The organism is Amycolatopsis benzoatilytica AK 16/65, from assembly GCF_000383915.1.
Classification (GTDB): Bacteria; Actinomycetota; Actinomycetes; order Mycobacteriales; family Pseudonocardiaceae; genus Amycolatopsis; species Amycolatopsis benzoatilytica.
Genome location: NZ_KB912942.1, coordinates 4,687,330 through 4,702,095, shown reverse-complemented (window position 1 = coordinate 4,702,095; position 14,766 = coordinate 4,687,330). Strand labels below are relative to the sequence as shown.

Here is a 14,766-nt window from a genome sequence, read left to right as displayed (position 1 = left end):
ACTGCGACGATGCGTTCTTTCCGCAATTTCATCGGCGGCCGCTGGGCCGACGCCGAAGGCGTTCTGCCGGTGGACGACCCGTCGACCGGCGAGGTCTTCGCCAAGGTGCCCGATTCGCCCGCCGAAACGGTCGACGAGGCAGTGCGAGCCGCCCGGGCGGCGTTCGACGACGGACCCTGGGCGCGGATGTCCCCCGGCGACCGGGCAGGGGTGCTGCGGCGGCTGGCCACGGCGCTGGAGAGCCGATTCGACGTCCTGGTCGACGAGTTGATCGCCGACACCGGCGCCACCGCGCGGTTCTGCCCGATGCTGCAGGTCGGGGCTCCGATGGCGCACCTGCGCGACTTCGCCGACATGGCGCCTTTGCTGGAGCGCCCGGAGAGTTTCCCGATCCAGGCGAGTCCTTCCCTCGGCCAGTGGGAACTGCACCGCGAGCCGGTCGGGGTGGTCGGTGCCTTCACGCCGTACAACTTCCCGCTGTTCATGTGCGTGTGGAAGATCGCGCCCGCCCTGCTGGCCGGCAACACCGTGGTGCTCAAGCCGTCACCGCTCACCCCGGTCGGGCCGGACGCGCTCGCCGCCGCCGCGATCGAGGCCGGCTTGCCGCCTGGCGTGCTCAACATCGTGCATGGCGACCGGACCGCCGGGGAGGCTCTGGTCGCGCATCCAGGCGTCGACCTGATCAGCTTCACCGGCAGCACTGCCGTCGGCACCAGGGTCATGGCCGCGGCCGCCGCCACCGCGAAGGAGGTCATCCTCGAACTGGGCGGGAAGTCGCCCGCACTAGTCCTCCCCGACGCCGATGCCGAACTCGCCGTGCGCGGGACGTTGTTCAGCAGCCTGATGCACGCCGGACAGGCGTGCGTGGCCACGACCCGCATGCTCGTGCCGGACGAGCGTTACGACGAGTTCGCCGAGCTGCTCCAGGAACGTGCGTCGGTGCTGCGGCTCGGCCCGGCCGCCGACTTCGCCACCGACGTCGGGCCGGTCATTTCCGCGGCCGCCCGGATGAAGGTCGAGAAGTTCGTCGCGGCCGGGATCGAACACGGGGCGAGGGCGCTCGTCGGCGGCGATCAGCCATCCGGGGTGCCGGAGGGCGGCCACTACGTCAGCCCGACCGTGCTGGTCGACCTGGACAACAACAATCCGGCCGCGCACGAGGAGATCTTCGGTCCGGTGCTGTCGGTCATCAGGTACCGCGGCGTCGAGGACGGGATCCGCATCGCCAACGACACCCGCTACGGGCTGGCCGCGGCGGTGTGGGGCACGAATCTGGTGCAGGCCCGCGAAGTCGCGCTGCGCCTGCGCGGTGGACTGACCTGGATCAACGACGTCGCGCAGGCCGACGTCGCGCGCACCCCGCTGGCCGGGCGGGGAATGAGCGGAGTCGGCTCGGAGAACGGCGTCGAAGGGCTCTTCGCCTATACCAAGACGCGCAGTCTCTACACCGCCCTCGACACCGACCTCGACGTCCGCGCCTACGGAGTCGTCGGAGGGGAGTGGGGATGAGCAAGGTCGCGACGGTGGATCGCGTGCTGTGCAAGGGACACGGACGCTGCTATCTCACCGCTCCCGAACTGTTCGACTGCGACGACGAAGGTTTCGCGATCGTCGCCGACGAGGCCACGACCGCAGAGCAGATCGCCGAGCTGGACCGGGCCGCGAGCAATTGCCCAGAGCAGGCGATCACCGCCGCCTACCACGGAAAGGACGCCCGATGACCGAACTGAAGGACGCGGCGAGCGCCGACGTTCAGTACGACTTCGACATCCACTCGCCCGATCTCGCCGACACCGTCTACGACGTGTACGCGCAGATGCGGCAGAAATGCCCGGTGGCGCACAGCCCGCGCTACGGCGGCCACTGGATCGCGACCGAGTACGACACGATTCAGGAGATCCTGCGCAACCCCGGGGTGTTCTCGAGCGAATCGGTCAACGTGCCGAACACCATCGGCCAGGACGGCCCGATGATCCCGATCGAGGTGGACCCGCCGGACCACGGCATCTACCGCAAGTTGATCAACCCGCTGTTCTCGCCGAAGCGGATGGCCGATCTGGAACCCCGCATCCGCGAGATCGCCGGCGAGCTGATCGACGAGATGCTCAAGCACGACAAGGTCGATTTCGTCGATGCCTTCGCGAAAGCTCTGCCCAGCAGGGTTTTTCTCGCCCTGATGGGCTGGAACGCCGAAGACGCCGACAAGTTCAACGGCTGGGCCGACACGATCGTGCTCGGCGAACCGGGGGCCAGCGAGGAACGCACCACCGAGGTCCGGATGGGCGCAGCGATGGAGGTCTACGCCTACTTCGCGGAAATGATCGACGAGCGCGCCGACTCCGGGGACGGCGAGGACATCACGCAGATCCTCATCAACGGCACGTTCGAGGACCGCGCGCTGACCCAGTTCGAGGTCCTCAACATCCTGTTCCTTTTCCTCATCGGCGGCCTGCACACCGTGCAGGGGCAGCTCGCGCACACGGTGATCTACTTCGCCGAGCACCCGGAGGTGCGCAAGCAGCTCGTCGACGACCTCGGCCTGGTGCCGACCGCGGTGGAGGAGATGCTGCGCTGGGAGTCTGCGGTCTGCCCGGCGCGCGTGGTGAAGGAAGACCATGTGCTCGACGGCGTCCAGTTGCGGGCGGGGGACAAGATCCTCATCCCGTTCGCCTCGGCCAACCACGACGCTGCCAAGTTCGCCGACCCGGACGACGTCGACCTCGCCCGTGATCCCAATCCGCACCTGGCGTTCGGCGCCGGCAACCACCGCTGCGTCGGCTCCCACCTGGCCCGGCTGGAGCTGCGCGTCGCGTTCGAAGAGCTGCACCGCCGGATCCCCGACTACCGGCTGGACCCCGCCGACCCGCCGGTCCGGCACCTCAGCCAGGTCAAGGGCGTGCTGAAACTGCCGTTGGTCCTCGGCGAATCCCTCTGATAACCCCCGCACAAAGGAGTGTAGAGATGACCGTGAAACTCGGAAGCGTCGAGTTCTACGAGGCGATGGCCGACGCCCTCAACAACGACCCGGAATGGGCCGAAAAGGGAAAGAACATCGACTTCGACATGGCCTACAAGTACGAGGCCCCGGTCGAGGGCCAGTTCTTCGTCAGCTTCGACAAGGGCCGGGTCACCGAGGTGCGCGTCGCGTCCCAGGAAGACCTCGACAAGGCAGACTTCCTCATCAGCGGCAGCAGCGACACCTGGCGCGGATGCTTCGACGGCAGCATCAATCCGACCGTCGCGATGACCCGGGGCAAGCTGCGGGTGCGCGGGAAGATGGCGCAGATGCTGAAGAACATGCCTGCCTTCATGTACATCCAGCAGACGATGGGGAAGGTGGAGTTCGAATGAAGTCGCGCGCGGCAGTCCTGTTCGAGGCGCCCGGCGAATGGGAAATCGTCGAGGTGGAGGTCGACGACCCGAAGGAGTTCGAGGTCCTGGTGCGCTTCGAGCATGCCGGCCTCTGCCACTCCGACGACCATTACGCGAAGGGCGACGTCCCGGCGATGGCCTACCCGTTCTGCGGCGGGCACGAAGGAGCGGGCGTCGTCGAAAAGGTCGGTCCCGGAGTGCGCGACCTGAAGGTCGGCGACCACGTCGTCGCGGCGTTCATCCCGGGCTGCGGCCGGTGCACGTGGTGCGCTCGCGGCATGCAGAACCTGTGCGACAACGGGGCCTACATGATGCTGGGCACCCAACTGGACGGCACTTTCCGGCTGCACACCGAGGACGGGAAGGACGTCGGCCAGTGCTCGCTGGTGTCGACGTTCTCGGAGTACTCGGTGCTGCCGGAATGGGGAGCCCTGAAGATCGACCCGGAGATCCCGCTCTCGGTCGCGTCGCTGGTCGGCTGCGGAGTGCCGACCGGCTGGGGCTCGGCGGTCAACGCCGCCGCGGTCCAGCCCGGCCAGGTCGTGATCGTCATGGGCGTCGGCGGGATCGGCATCAACGCCGTGCAAGGCGCCAAGTTCGCCGGCGCGTCACGGATCATCGCGGTCGACCCGGCTCCGTTCCACCGGGAGGCGGCGCTCAAGCTGGGCGCGACGGACGCCTTCGAGAACATGCAGCAGGCGACGGACCTCGCCCAAGCCCTGACCAACGGGCAGGGCGCGGACTCGGCGATCGTGACCGTCGGCGTCGTCACCGGCGAGCACGTGGCGGAGGCGTTCGCTTCGATCCGCAAGGCCGGCACGGTCGTGCTGACCAGCATGGGCAACGTCGTCGAGTACGGCATCCCGGTGAGCCTGTTCGAGCTGGCTATGTACCAGAAACGGATCCAGGGCTCGCTGTTCGGCATGATGCAGCCCACCCGGGCGGTCGAGGACCTGCTGCGCCTCTACCAAGAGGGGCACCTGATGCTGGACGAGCTGATCACCCGCCGCTATTCCCTGGAGGAGATCAACCAGGGCTATCGCGACATGCACGCGGGCATCAACCTTCGCGGCGTCATCGACTTCTGAGGACGCCAGCGATGACCCACGTCGTCACCCGCGCGTGCTGCAACGACGCTTCGTGCGTCGCGGTGTGCCCGGTGAATTGCATCCACCCCACGCCGGACGAGCCGGACTACGGCACGGCCGAAATGCTCTACATCGACCCGGCCGGTTGCGTCGACTGCGGGGCGTGCGTCGAGGTCTGCCCGGTCGGCGCGATCAGCGCCGACTACGACCTCACCGACGAGCAGATCCCGTTCGAAGAGCTCAACGCGCGGTGGTTCGACGGCCCGGGCCGTCGCGATTACCCGCAGGAGCAACAGGTCGCGCGGGTCCGCGAGTGGGCGGGTGGCGACTTGCGGGTGGCCGTGGTCGGTTCGGGCCCAGCGGCCTGCTATGCAGCCGAGGAACTGCTGGCCCAACGCGGCTTGGACGTCCGCGTCGACATGTTCGAGCGGCTGCCGACACCTGGTGGTCTGGTGCGCTTCGGCGTCGCGCCGGACCACCAGGACACCAAGGACGCGACTCGGGCCTTCGCGAACACCATGCGGCGCAAGGGTTTCCGCCTGTTCCTCAACACGGAGATCGGCTCCGATCTGAGGATCGACGAGCTGCGCGAGCGGTACCACGCGGTGGTGGTCGCGGTCGGGGCGCTCACCGACCGGCCGCTCGGGATTCCGGGCGAGGACCTGCCGGGCAGTCATTCGGCGACGGAGTTCGTCGGCTGGTACAACGGCCATCCCGACTTCGCCCATCGCACCTTCGACCTGTCGGGGGAGCGGGCGGTGGTGATCGGCAACGGGAACGTGGCGCTGGACGTCGCCCGGATTCTGACTGCCGACCCGGAGCGCCTGGCGAAGACCGACATCGCCGACCCGGCCCTGGCGCAGCTGCGGTCGAGTTCGGTCCGCGAAGTCGTCGTGGTCGGGCGGCGCGGGCCCGTGCAAGCCGCGTTCACGACGAAGGAACTGCTCGGCTTGGCGCGGACACCCGGGGCGGACCTCGTGGTACGGCCGGAGGAACTGCCGGAGCCGGACGGCGAGTCCAAAATAGACCTTTTGGCCGAGCTGGCCGGTCGCCGGCCGAGCGCGGACCGTCGGGTCGCCCTGCGGTTCCTGGCCGCGCCGACTGAGATCACCGGCGACGGCTGGGTGGAGGGTGTCCGGTTGTGCCGCACCCGGCTCGTCGCGGACAACGGCGTGGTGCGCGCGATCCCGACCGACGACTTCGAGGAACTGGCCTGCGGGCTCGTGTTCCGTTCGGTCGGCTACCGCGGTTCGCCCTTGCCCGGCTTGCCGTTCGACGACCGGCGGGGCGTCATCCCCAACGACGCCGGCCGGGTGGCGGTGCCCGGCGTCTACGCGACGGGATGGATCAAGCGCGGTCCGTCCGGTGTGATCGGCACCAACCGCAAGTGTGCGCGGGACACTGTCGGGGCCCTCCTCGACGACTTCCGCGAAGGAAGGCTCCCAGCCCCGGCCGAAGCCGGGGACATCGCTGACGTGCTGCCGCGGCACATCGATCTCGGCGGGTGGCGGCGGATCAACGACCACGAAGTGGACGCGGGGCGCCGGCAGCGGCGGCCGCGAGTGAAGCTGGTGGACGTCGCCGAAATGCTCGCCGTAGCCCGCCAAGACGGCTGACCCGAAGGAGGCACATGGATCCCCGGATCCCGGTCCTGGCCGGCGGCGGCCAGCTCAACCAGCGCGATCGCCCCCGCGAGCCGGTCGACATGATGGTCGAAGCCGCCCGCCGTGCGGCAGCCGACGCCGGCGCCCCCGGACTCGCCGAGGCCGTCGAGTCAGTCCGGGTTGTCGGTCTGCTGTCCTGGCGTTACCGCGACCCAGGGCGGCTGGTCGGGGAGCGGCTCGGCGCGCCGGTCCGGCACACCGTCTACACGGGAAACGGCGGCAGCCATCCCCAATCCCTGGTCAACGACGCCGCGGAGGACATCGCCGCGGGCCGGTGCGACGTCGTGCTCGTGGTCGGCGCCGAAGCGTGGCGGACGCGAATGACGTTGAAAGCCGACGGCCGGCGTCCGGAGTGGACGGTACAGAGCGACGACGTCCGCGAGCCGGAGCGTCGTCCGGACGTGCCGATGCGCGATCCCTTGGAAGTGCGGGCGGGACTGGACCGCCCCGCCTTCGTTTATCCGCTGTTCGAGCAGGCGCTCCGCCTCGATGCCGGGCGCGGCATCGAGGAGCACCACGCGCGGATAGCGTCGCTCTGGTCGCGATTCAGCGAGGTCGCGGCCGGGAACCCGGCCGCGTGGACCCCCCGCGCGCACACTCCGGCGGAGATCGCGACGCCCGGGCCGAAGAACCGGATGATCTCCTGGCCCTACCCGAAACTGATGAATTCCAACAACAACGTCGAACAGGCGGCAGCGGTCCTGGTCTGCTCGGCGGCGGCTGCGCGGCGGTTCGGCGTGCCTGAGGACCGCTGGGTCTTTCCGCGCGCCGGTGCCGAGGCTTCGGACACCGCGGCCGTCGCTGCACGGCCCCGGCTCGCCGGTTCCCCGGCGATCGGCGCTGCTGGTCGGGCAGCGCTGGAGCTGGCTGGCGTCGGAGTCGCGGAACTGGGCCCGATCGACCTGTATTCGTGTTTCCCCTCCGCGGTGCAGGTCGCGGCCGCGGAACTCGGGCTGCCGGTCGACGATCCGGCGCGCCCGCTCACGATCACCGGCGGGCTCACCTTCGCCGGGGGGCCGTGGAACAACTACAGCACGCACGCGATAGCCACGATGATCGCCGAAGTCCGGCGCACCCAGCGTCCGGGGCTGATCACCGCGAACAGCGGCTACCTCACCAGACACTCGATCGGCGTCTATTCGCCGTGGCCGGGCGAGGGATTCCGTCGCCAGTCGGCTCAAGCCGAAGCGGACCGGGTGCCGCCGACCGCGGTCGCCGCTGACTACACCGGTCCGGCCGAGCTGGAAGCGTGGACAGTCGCGTTCACCCGGGACGGGGAGGCTGACACCGCCATGGCGGCCCTGCGCACGGCGTCAGGCGCACGGACTCTCGCGCGCTGCGACGACCCCGGCACAGTCCGCCAGTTGGTGCACGAAGAGGACGCCGGCATCAAGGCCGACGTACGCGAAGACGGCACTTTCACGCCGAGATGAGGAGTTCCCGATGACGGTTGATTTCGAGACGACGTACCGGCGGCACGTGGCCATGGTGGTCGAAGGCGACCGCAAGGGCATCTTGAACGACATGGCACCGGGCTCGGTCCCCTCGGTCTTTCGCGGAGTGAACGTGCCGCAGGACAAGGTCGGCTCCGCCGAGGTAGTGGCCGTGCGGGTCGAAGGCGACCGCGCGACCGGCGAGGCGGTCTACCGGACTCCGGACGGTCCGATCGGGCTGAGGTCCGGATGGGGGCTCGTCGACGGAGAATGGAAGGCCGACGGGCTGGAAAACTTCCCGGCGGGCGACGAGTGACCAGCGCTGAAACCCTTCCCGCCGGTCCGGCTCCAGACGGCGCCGACCTCGCCTTCTGGGAAGGCCTGCGCGCCGGCCGGCTCAAGCTCCCACGGTGCGCCGACTGCGGAACATGGCGGGCGCTTGGCCGGCCGGTCTGCGCCGAATGCTGGTCGTTCGACCTCGCTTGGGAAGAGGTCGAGCCCGAAGGCACGGTCTACACCTGGATCCGCAGCCACCGCGCGTTCATGAGCGAACTCGACGTCGAAACCCCGTACGTCACCGTGCTGGTCGAGTTGACGGGCGCGCCCGTGCGATTGCTGGGCATTCTCGTCGACGCCTCCGGCGACCCGGCGATCGGCGATCGCGTACAGGGCGTCATCGAGCAGCCCGCGAATGCCGAATGGCCGGTGCTGCGCTGGAAGACAGGAGGTCTCGCATGACGTTCCGCGGTGCCACCGCCGTGGCGGGCGTGTCCGAGTTGCACTACCCGCGCGGCGGCGCTCCGGCGGGGGAGCGCGCGCTGGTCCTGGAGGCGATCCTCGCCGCCTGTCGCGACGCGGGGATTTCCCCTCGCGACGTCGATGGATTCGCCTCGTATGCAGGCGGAGACAACAGCGGTCCGGTACTTGCCGCCGACCTCGGAATCCGCGAGCTTCGCTGGTCGAGCATGGTGTGGGGCGGGGGCGGAGGGGGTGTCGCGGCGGCGATCGGTGCGGCCGCGGCGGCGGTGGTTTCCGGGCAGGCGGAATGCGTCGTGGCTTTCCGCGGCATGGCCCAGCGCGATACCGGACGCCTCGGCTACGCGAAGTACTACTTCGACAACAACTATCTCCCGCACGGTGTGGCGACGCCGGCGCATGTGTGCGCGTTGCGGACCCAGCGGATGCTCGAACACGACGGCGTGCCACGCAGCGCGATGCGGAATCTCGTCCTGGCAGCCTACCGCCATGCTCAGCAGAACCCGGACGCGGCCGGTTACGGCAAGCCGCTTGACGAAGCGAAGTACGACGCGTCACCGCTCATCGTCGAGCCGTTCCACCTCTTCGACTGCTCCCGGGAAAACGACGGCGCGGTGGCTCTGGTGATCACGGCGGCCGAGCGGGCAGCGGAACTGGCCCAGCCGCCGGCTTATCTCCTGGCGGCCGCGCAAGGCGCGCCCGGCGGGTACTCGGCTCTCACCGAGAACGACCGGCACTACACGTCGGCGGGCTTCGCGGCGGGCGACTCCGGAGCGGGCGTGGCTTCGCGGTTGTTCGACCGAGCCGGCGTCAAGCCCGGCGAGGTCGATGTCGTCCAGGTTTACGAGAACTTCAGCGGACCGGCGGTCGCTTCTCTCATCGACCACGGTCTGTGCCCGCAGGGGCCGGCGGCAGGCGAATTCATGACGGTCGAGAACCTGACCGCCCCCGGCGGCGCGCTGCCGGTGAACACCTCCGGCGGCAACATCGCGGACTCGTTCGTCAACGGCATGGGCCTGGCAGTCGAGGCCGTCCGCCAGGTGCGCGGTACCTCGCGCAATCAAGCCGGCGCCGCCGACACGTCCTTGTTCATCGGCGGGCCGATGGCTCCCCTGGTCAGCTCCGTGCTCTTCGGCAGCGACCGGACTCTCTAGGAGGAATCATGACGGCACCGGAACTCGACCGGCCGGACCTGTACATCGACGGCGAATGGGCCGCGCCCGCCGACGGCACCGCGCACGAGGTGATCGAGGCGGCGACCGGCGAGACGCTCGCTACGGCCGCGCTGGCGAACGCCGACGACATCGACCGGGCGGTCGCGGCCGCGAGCCGCGCGCTGAACGGTCCGTGGGCATCGCTGACCCCGGCCGAGCGCGCCCGGCTGCTGACGGCGTTCGCCGCCGAGCTGAACGCTCGGCGCAAGGAGACGGCTGCTTTGGTGAGCCGCGAGAACGGCATGCCCCTCGCGCTGTCGCGGCTCGTCAACGGCAGCGCGCCCGCGTTCATCGCGCAGTACTACGCGGGCCTGGCTGAATCCCTCGATGAGGAGACCCGGCCGAGCCCGACCGGCGGCGACACAGTAGTCAGGCGGGAACCGGTCGGCGTCGTGGCTGCGGTGACCCCGTGGGACTACCCTCAATCGCTGGCGATCATGAAGATCGCGCCGGCGCTCGCGGCGGGCTGCACCGTAGTCCTCAAGCCGCCGCCCGAGACCGCCCTCGACGCCTTCGTCCTGGCGGACGCGGCTGCCGCCGCGGGGCTGCCCGCGGGGGTGCTCAACGTGGTTCCAGGCGGCCGAGAAGCGGGTGCTCGCCTGGTCGAACACCCGGACGTCGACAAGGTGGCGTTCACCGGCTCGACGGCTGCCGGCCGGGCGATCGGGGAGGTCGCCGGCCGGCTCCTCCGGCCGGTCACCCTCGAGCTGGGCGGCAAATCGGTGTCGCTGGTGGCCGAGGACGCGGATCTCGAACTGTTCGCATCGAAGCTCTTGGACGTCTCGCTGCCCAACAACGGCCAGACTTGCCACGCGGCGACCCGGATTCTGGCTCCGGCGAGCAGATACCGCGAGGTCGTCGACGTCGTGACCGAAACGGTCGCCGGCCTGACCGTCGGCGACCCGCTCGACCGGGCGACGCAAGTGGGCCCATTGGTCTCCGCCGTCCAGCGCGAGCGGGTCCTCTCCCACATCGCCCGCGGCACTGACTACGCCAAGCTGACGGCCGGCGGCGGCGCCCCGGACCGGCCCGGCTGGTTCGTCGAGCCCACCGTCTTCGCCGACGTCGACAACAGCTCGTCGATCGCACAGGAGGAGATCTTCGGACCGGTCCTCTGCGTGATCCCGTACCGCGGCGAGGACGAGGCGATCGCGCTGGCCAACGACAGCGAGTACGGCCTGGGCGGTGTGGTGTGGAGCGACGACGCCGAGCACGGTCTGGCGCTGGCGCGCCGGATTCGGACCGGCACGGTCGGCGTGAACCACTACGAGCTGCACATCAATGCGCCCTTCGGCGGTGTGAAGGCGAGCGGTCTCGGCCGGGAGCTGGGACCGGAGGGCATTGCGCCGTACCTGGTGGCGAAGTCGATCTACCGCCGCTGATCAGGCGGTGACGTCGAGCTGGCCGGACGCAGTGGTCTCGACGCTGCCGAAGTGCGCGATCCCCAGCAGGTAGCTGCGTACGGTGTGCTCGAAGATCTGCCGTGCGTTCAGTCGATTGGCCCGGTCGGCGGCGGACAGGACCGGGTGGCGCTCGGGATCTGCGTGGGGGAACTGCACCCGGCTCCGCGACGCCGGCCGCATCGCCTCCGCGATCGTCGCGCCGAGCGAGAGCTTCTCGAGCCCGTCGAGGATCTGGACGTGGAGCTCGACCGGCACGCCGCATTCCTGCAGGTACTGTGCTGCGCTTTCGTACAGGTCGATCAGCATGTCGCGCGGCAGGAACTGCAGCAGGATCGGCGCGGCCCGGCGGTGTCGCAGCACCGCGGCGCGGAAGTTCAGACTGAGCTGGGTGAACCACTCCGCCCAGTCCCCGGACACCGGCTTGCGCGGGAAGACGGTCTTGGCGACGATGGCCTGGGCGACCGCGGTGAGGATCTCGTTCTTGTCCGCGAAGTGGTAGTACAGCGACGGGGCTTTGACGTGCAGCTCGCGCGCGAGGCGCGGCAGGCTCAGCGCCTCCGGGCCGTCTTCGTCGATGATCGACAGTGCCGCCTCGATCGTGGCCTCGCGGCTGATCAGTGGTGTGCTCGGACGCGGCACCCGTCCTCCTCATGTCGCCTATTCCCGTCTTCCTCCTGATTGTCGCACGACGACGGAGCACCGGTTCTCCTCCTTCCCGGGAAACTGTTAACCAAACCTCGGAAGGTTTATGGCCGGAGCCGCGGTGCGAGCCCGCCGGTCTCCCAAGCCGTGCGGGGTGTTCAGGTCGGCGATGCGCGAAGCCGAACCGTGGGACGCCCGGATCGGGTTCCGGAGTCGTTCGCCGCCGGTGGATACGGCGACGCTGCCGGCTTGCCCGGCGGTTCCGGAGATGGCCCGTGTGCGGTTCGGCCGGTTTTTCCTGGGCGGCAAGGCGCCGTCTACGGGGGAGCGATCGCGCTGCTGTTCGACGAGGTACCCGGGCGGCTTTCCGGCATTTCGGCCGCTGACCCGCGCGTACGGCGTCTCTGACCGTGAACTTCCGCTCGGTCGCGCCGGTCGGCGAGGACTTGACGGTGCGCGTATGGTTCGCCGGGGCCTTTTCATCGTCCTGAACGACGGGCAGAGCTGAACGGTCGTGTCCGATGCGGACTTTCCTGGTCCGTTCATCTTCCACAGTGGACTCACTGGGGTCGTGTCGGACGGTGGTATCCGGCGACGCCGTCTCCTGCTGCAAGGTTTCTTGACGGCAGCTTCGGTCCGGATTCTGTCACGTTTCACCCGCACGGGTGAGTATTGCCGGACGAGTTATCTACTACCATTAGATAAATTGGTCCACTCGGGACCGTGCACCCGGATCGCGAGGAGGCGTCGGGTCATGCAGCAACGTCGCTGGGAGTGGAAACCGGAAGAAACCTGGTCCTGGGTGCATGCCGCGCAGGACGGCGACAGTGCGGGTTTCGAGCTGATCTACCGGCATTACTCGAAAGTGCTGATCGCGTACTTTCTCGGCCGCCCGTTCGATCTCGCGACCGCAGAAGACTTGACGAGCGAGACCTTTGTCCGTGCCTTGCGGGCGATTCGCGACGTGCGCTATCAGGGCAAGGACGTCGGGTCCTGGCTGCTCACGATCGCGCGCAATCTCGCGTTCGACTACTGGAAGTCGAGCCGATACCGGCGCGAGATCGCAGTGTCGGAGGACGTCGACCTGGAACGCGCGGTCGATGGACCTGAACGGCGCGTGCTGGCCGCGCTCGATCTCGACGAGGTCTCGACCCGGCTCACCGCGCTCTCCGCGGAGCAGCGGCAATGCCTGCTGTTGCGGCGAGTGCACGGATATTCGGTGACGGAGACGGCGTCCATGATGAGCCGCTCCGAGGCGGCGATCCGGCAGTTGAACTATCGCGCCGTGCGCCAGCTGGTCGCCGCGGGCGAAGGCTGATCGGCCGAGTGCTCGGCGACCGTTCGGGTTGACGCCGGGTGCGATGCCATGTTTAAACTAACGACAATAGGTAACTGGTCCGCAATGACGCGACAAGCCGGCGACGCTGCCGGCGAAAACCAGGAGACGACAATGGCGAACTCCGACGGCCGAGTGCCCGGTGCCGGAGACCACGCGATCAGCGGTCTGGGATCGGCGGCGGTGCTCGCGGACCTGCCTTCCGGCCCGCCGCCGACCTTCGAAAAGCCGCCGGTGGCGGCGAAACTGCCCGCCCCGGTCTTCGGTCCTCTGGAGCAAGCGGGCGCGATGGCCCAGTTGCTGGGCAAAGTCGTGTGGAGCGCGGTGCGGCACCCGGTCGGCTACTGGCGCGCGGTGCGCGACGAGATGTACACGCTGCTCAAGCTGTGTTGGTTCCCGATGATCCTCGCGGTGTTCACCTTCGGCGTGATGGTCGCGATTCTCGGGATCAACTTCACCACGCTGATCGGTGCGAACAACCGCTACGGCCAGTATTTCTTCATCGCCAGCGTCCGCGAGTTCTCGCCGTGGATCAATTCCATGGTGGTGGCCGGCATCATCGGCGCCGCGCTGGCCGCGGATCTCGGCGCCCGCCGGGTCCGCGAAGAACTGGACGCGTTGCGCGTCCTGGGCATGGACCCGGTACGGGAACTCGTGCTGCCGCGCGTCGTCTCGGCTGTCTTCATGACCGCGCTGCTGAACCTGGTGGCGATCATGATCGCGGTTCTCTCCGGGCTGTTCGGAATCATCGTGTTCGGCGGGGTCTCCGGCGGAGAGTATTTCTCGACGCTGTATGCGAACCTGACGCCGATCGAGGTCTGGGGCTCTTTCGCCAAGAGCGCTGTCTTCGGTCTCGTCATCGGAGTGGTCTGTTCCTACAAGGGTTTCACCGCCCAAGGCGGCGCGATCGGCGTCGGGCGGGCGGTGAACCAGGCCGTTGTGATCTCGTTCGTCGTCATCTGGCTGATCGACTTCGCGTTCAGTTCGATCATGCTCGGCCTGAACCCCGAAATGCAAACGGTCCGCTGAGAAAGGGCGTCCGATGACCAGTGTGGCGAACCGTCGCGCACCGCTCGGCCGGGTCGGCCAGTTCCTGGAGAACACCGCGGACGTGGTCCGTTTCTCCGCCGGAGCGGTCCGCAGCGTCGGCAAAACCCGGCTTTACGCCTCGGAAGTGTTGCGCCAGGCCGGAATTCTCGTGCTGTCCAGCGGCCTGGTGATCTGGGGGATGGAGTTCGTCATCGGCGGCGTGTTCGCCGTCGAAGGCCACTACATCAGCCGTCAGTTCGGCGCGCAGGGCCTGGTGGCGGTGTTCCCCGCGCTCGGCGGGCTGCGCACCTGCGCGCCCGAGATGTGGGGCTGGATCCTCGCTGCCAAGGTCGGCTGCGGAATCGTGGCCGAACTGGGCTCGATGCGGATCACCGAGGAGATCGACGCCCTGCAGGTCATGGGCATCCGGCCGAAGCCGTACCTGGTCGGGACCCGGGTGCTCGCCGCTTGGATCGCCATGCCGTTTCTCTATCTGGTCGGCCTCGGGCTGATGTACGTTGCTTCCTACCTGATGCTCGTCCCAGTCCTCGGCACCGTGTCCGAAGGCGGTTTTTCCGCGGTCCTCTGGGCTTTCCAGAGTCCGCTCGACATCCTCTTCTCGTTGCTGTGGACCATGGTCGCGGGAACGCTGATCGTACTGGTGGCCTGCTACTACGGGTTCAACGCCCGCGGCGGCCCGGTCGGGGTCGGCATGAACACCGCGAAGTCGATGCTCGTCAACATGGTCCTGATCAGCGTGGTCGGGATGTTCTGCCAGCAATTGTTCTGGGGCGGATTTCCCAACGCCCCCATCGGAAACTGAGGTTGC

15 protein-coding genes are annotated in these 14,766 nt (G+C 68.6%); 14 read left to right on the top strand and 1 reads right to left on the bottom strand.

The window, feature by feature from the left end; translation table 11 throughout:
- Positions 1-9 precede the first annotated feature (9 nt).
- The 11 genes from AMYBE_RS0121595 to AMYBE_RS0121545 are packed head-to-tail and all read left to right on the top strand — an operon-like array spanning position 10 to position 10,909.
- The gene (locus tag AMYBE_RS0121595) at positions 10-1,509 is read left to right on the top strand and encodes an aldehyde dehydrogenase family protein (protein ID WP_020661473.1); all 1,500 of its coding nucleotides are present in this window, start codon (positions 10-12) and stop codon (positions 1,507-1,509) included.
- The gene (locus AMYBE_RS0121590; RefSeq protein ID WP_020661472.1) at positions 1,506-1,721 is read left to right on the top strand and encodes a ferredoxin; all 216 of its coding nucleotides are present in this window, start codon (positions 1,506-1,508) and stop codon (positions 1,719-1,721) included. The genes AMYBE_RS0121595 and AMYBE_RS0121590 overlap by 4 nt, the downstream gene beginning before the upstream one ends.
- The gene (locus AMYBE_RS0121585; RefSeq protein WP_020661471.1) at positions 1,718-2,935 is read left to right on the top strand and encodes a cytochrome P450; all 1,218 of its coding nucleotides are present in this window, start codon (positions 1,718-1,720) and stop codon (positions 2,933-2,935) included. The genes AMYBE_RS0121590 and AMYBE_RS0121585 overlap by 4 nt, the downstream gene beginning before the upstream one ends.
- Before the next feature lie 26 nt (positions 2,936-2,961).
- On the top strand, positions 2,962-3,351 hold the full coding sequence (locus AMYBE_RS0121580) for an SCP2 sterol-binding domain-containing protein (protein WP_020661470.1): 390 nt from the start codon (positions 2,962-2,964) through the stop codon (positions 3,349-3,351).
- Complete coding sequence (locus tag AMYBE_RS0121575) at positions 3,348-4,460, top strand: NDMA-dependent alcohol dehydrogenase (RefSeq protein ID WP_020661469.1); 1,113 nt, start codon at positions 3,348-3,350, stop codon at positions 4,458-4,460. Before AMYBE_RS0121580 ends, AMYBE_RS0121575 begins: the two co-directional genes overlap by 4 nt.
- Positions 4,461-4,471: 11 nt before the next feature.
- Positions 4,472-6,076 carry an FAD-dependent oxidoreductase gene (locus AMYBE_RS0121570; protein WP_020661468.1) on the top strand — a complete coding sequence of 535 codons (1,605 nt, stop codon included), beginning with the start codon at positions 4,472-4,474 and terminating at the stop codon, positions 6,074-6,076.
- 14 nt (positions 6,077-6,090) lie between these two features.
- Positions 6,091-7,557 carry an acetyl-CoA acetyltransferase gene (locus AMYBE_RS0121565; protein WP_020661467.1) on the top strand — a complete coding sequence of 489 codons (1,467 nt, stop codon included), beginning with the start codon at positions 6,091-6,093 and terminating at the stop codon, positions 7,555-7,557.
- A gap of 10 nt (positions 7,558-7,567) precedes the next feature.
- Positions 7,568-7,873 carry a hypothetical protein gene (locus tag AMYBE_RS0121560; RefSeq protein WP_020661466.1) on the top strand — a complete coding sequence of 102 codons (306 nt, stop codon included), beginning with the start codon at positions 7,568-7,570 and terminating at the stop codon, positions 7,871-7,873.
- Complete coding sequence (locus tag AMYBE_RS0121555; protein WP_020661465.1) at positions 7,870-8,295, top strand: Zn-ribbon domain-containing OB-fold protein; 426 nt, start codon at positions 7,870-7,872, stop codon at positions 8,293-8,295. The genes AMYBE_RS0121560 and AMYBE_RS0121555 overlap by 4 nt, the downstream gene beginning before the upstream one ends.
- Positions 8,292-9,467 (top strand): thiolase C-terminal domain-containing protein, encoded by a 1,176-nt coding sequence (locus AMYBE_RS0121550; RefSeq protein WP_020661464.1) that lies wholly within the window; start codon positions 8,292-8,294, stop codon positions 9,465-9,467. The genes AMYBE_RS0121555 and AMYBE_RS0121550 overlap by 4 nt, the downstream gene beginning before the upstream one ends.
- An 8-nt stretch (positions 9,468-9,475) precedes the next feature.
- On the top strand, positions 9,476-10,909 hold the full coding sequence (locus AMYBE_RS0121545) for an aldehyde dehydrogenase (RefSeq protein ID WP_020661463.1): 1,434 nt from the start codon (positions 9,476-9,478) through the stop codon (positions 10,907-10,909).
- Here AMYBE_RS0121545 and AMYBE_RS0121540 read toward each other — a convergent pair whose 3' ends face one another.
- Positions 10,910-11,569, bottom strand: coding sequence for a TetR family transcriptional regulator (locus AMYBE_RS0121540; RefSeq protein WP_020661462.1), 660 nt, complete (start codon positions 11,567-11,569; stop codon positions 10,910-10,912).
- A gap of 757 nt (positions 11,570-12,326) precedes the next feature.
- Between AMYBE_RS0121540 and AMYBE_RS0121535 the strand changes: the two genes are divergently transcribed.
- From AMYBE_RS0121535 to AMYBE_RS0121525, 3 genes are all read left to right on the top strand, one after another.
- A complete protein-coding gene (locus AMYBE_RS0121535) occupies positions 12,327-12,890 on the top strand; it encodes an RNA polymerase sigma factor (RefSeq protein ID WP_020661461.1) in 564 nt (187 codons plus the stop codon).
- Between the two features lie 132 nt (positions 12,891-13,022).
- Positions 13,023-13,937 carry an MlaE family ABC transporter permease gene (locus AMYBE_RS0121530; protein WP_020661460.1) on the top strand — a complete coding sequence of 305 codons (915 nt, stop codon included), beginning with the start codon at positions 13,023-13,025 and terminating at the stop codon, positions 13,935-13,937.
- Between the two features lie 13 nt (positions 13,938-13,950).
- Complete coding sequence (locus tag AMYBE_RS0121525; RefSeq protein ID WP_020661459.1) at positions 13,951-14,760, top strand: ABC transporter permease; 810 nt, start codon at positions 13,951-13,953, stop codon at positions 14,758-14,760.
- The last annotated feature ends 6 nt before the right edge of the window (positions 14,761-14,766 follow it).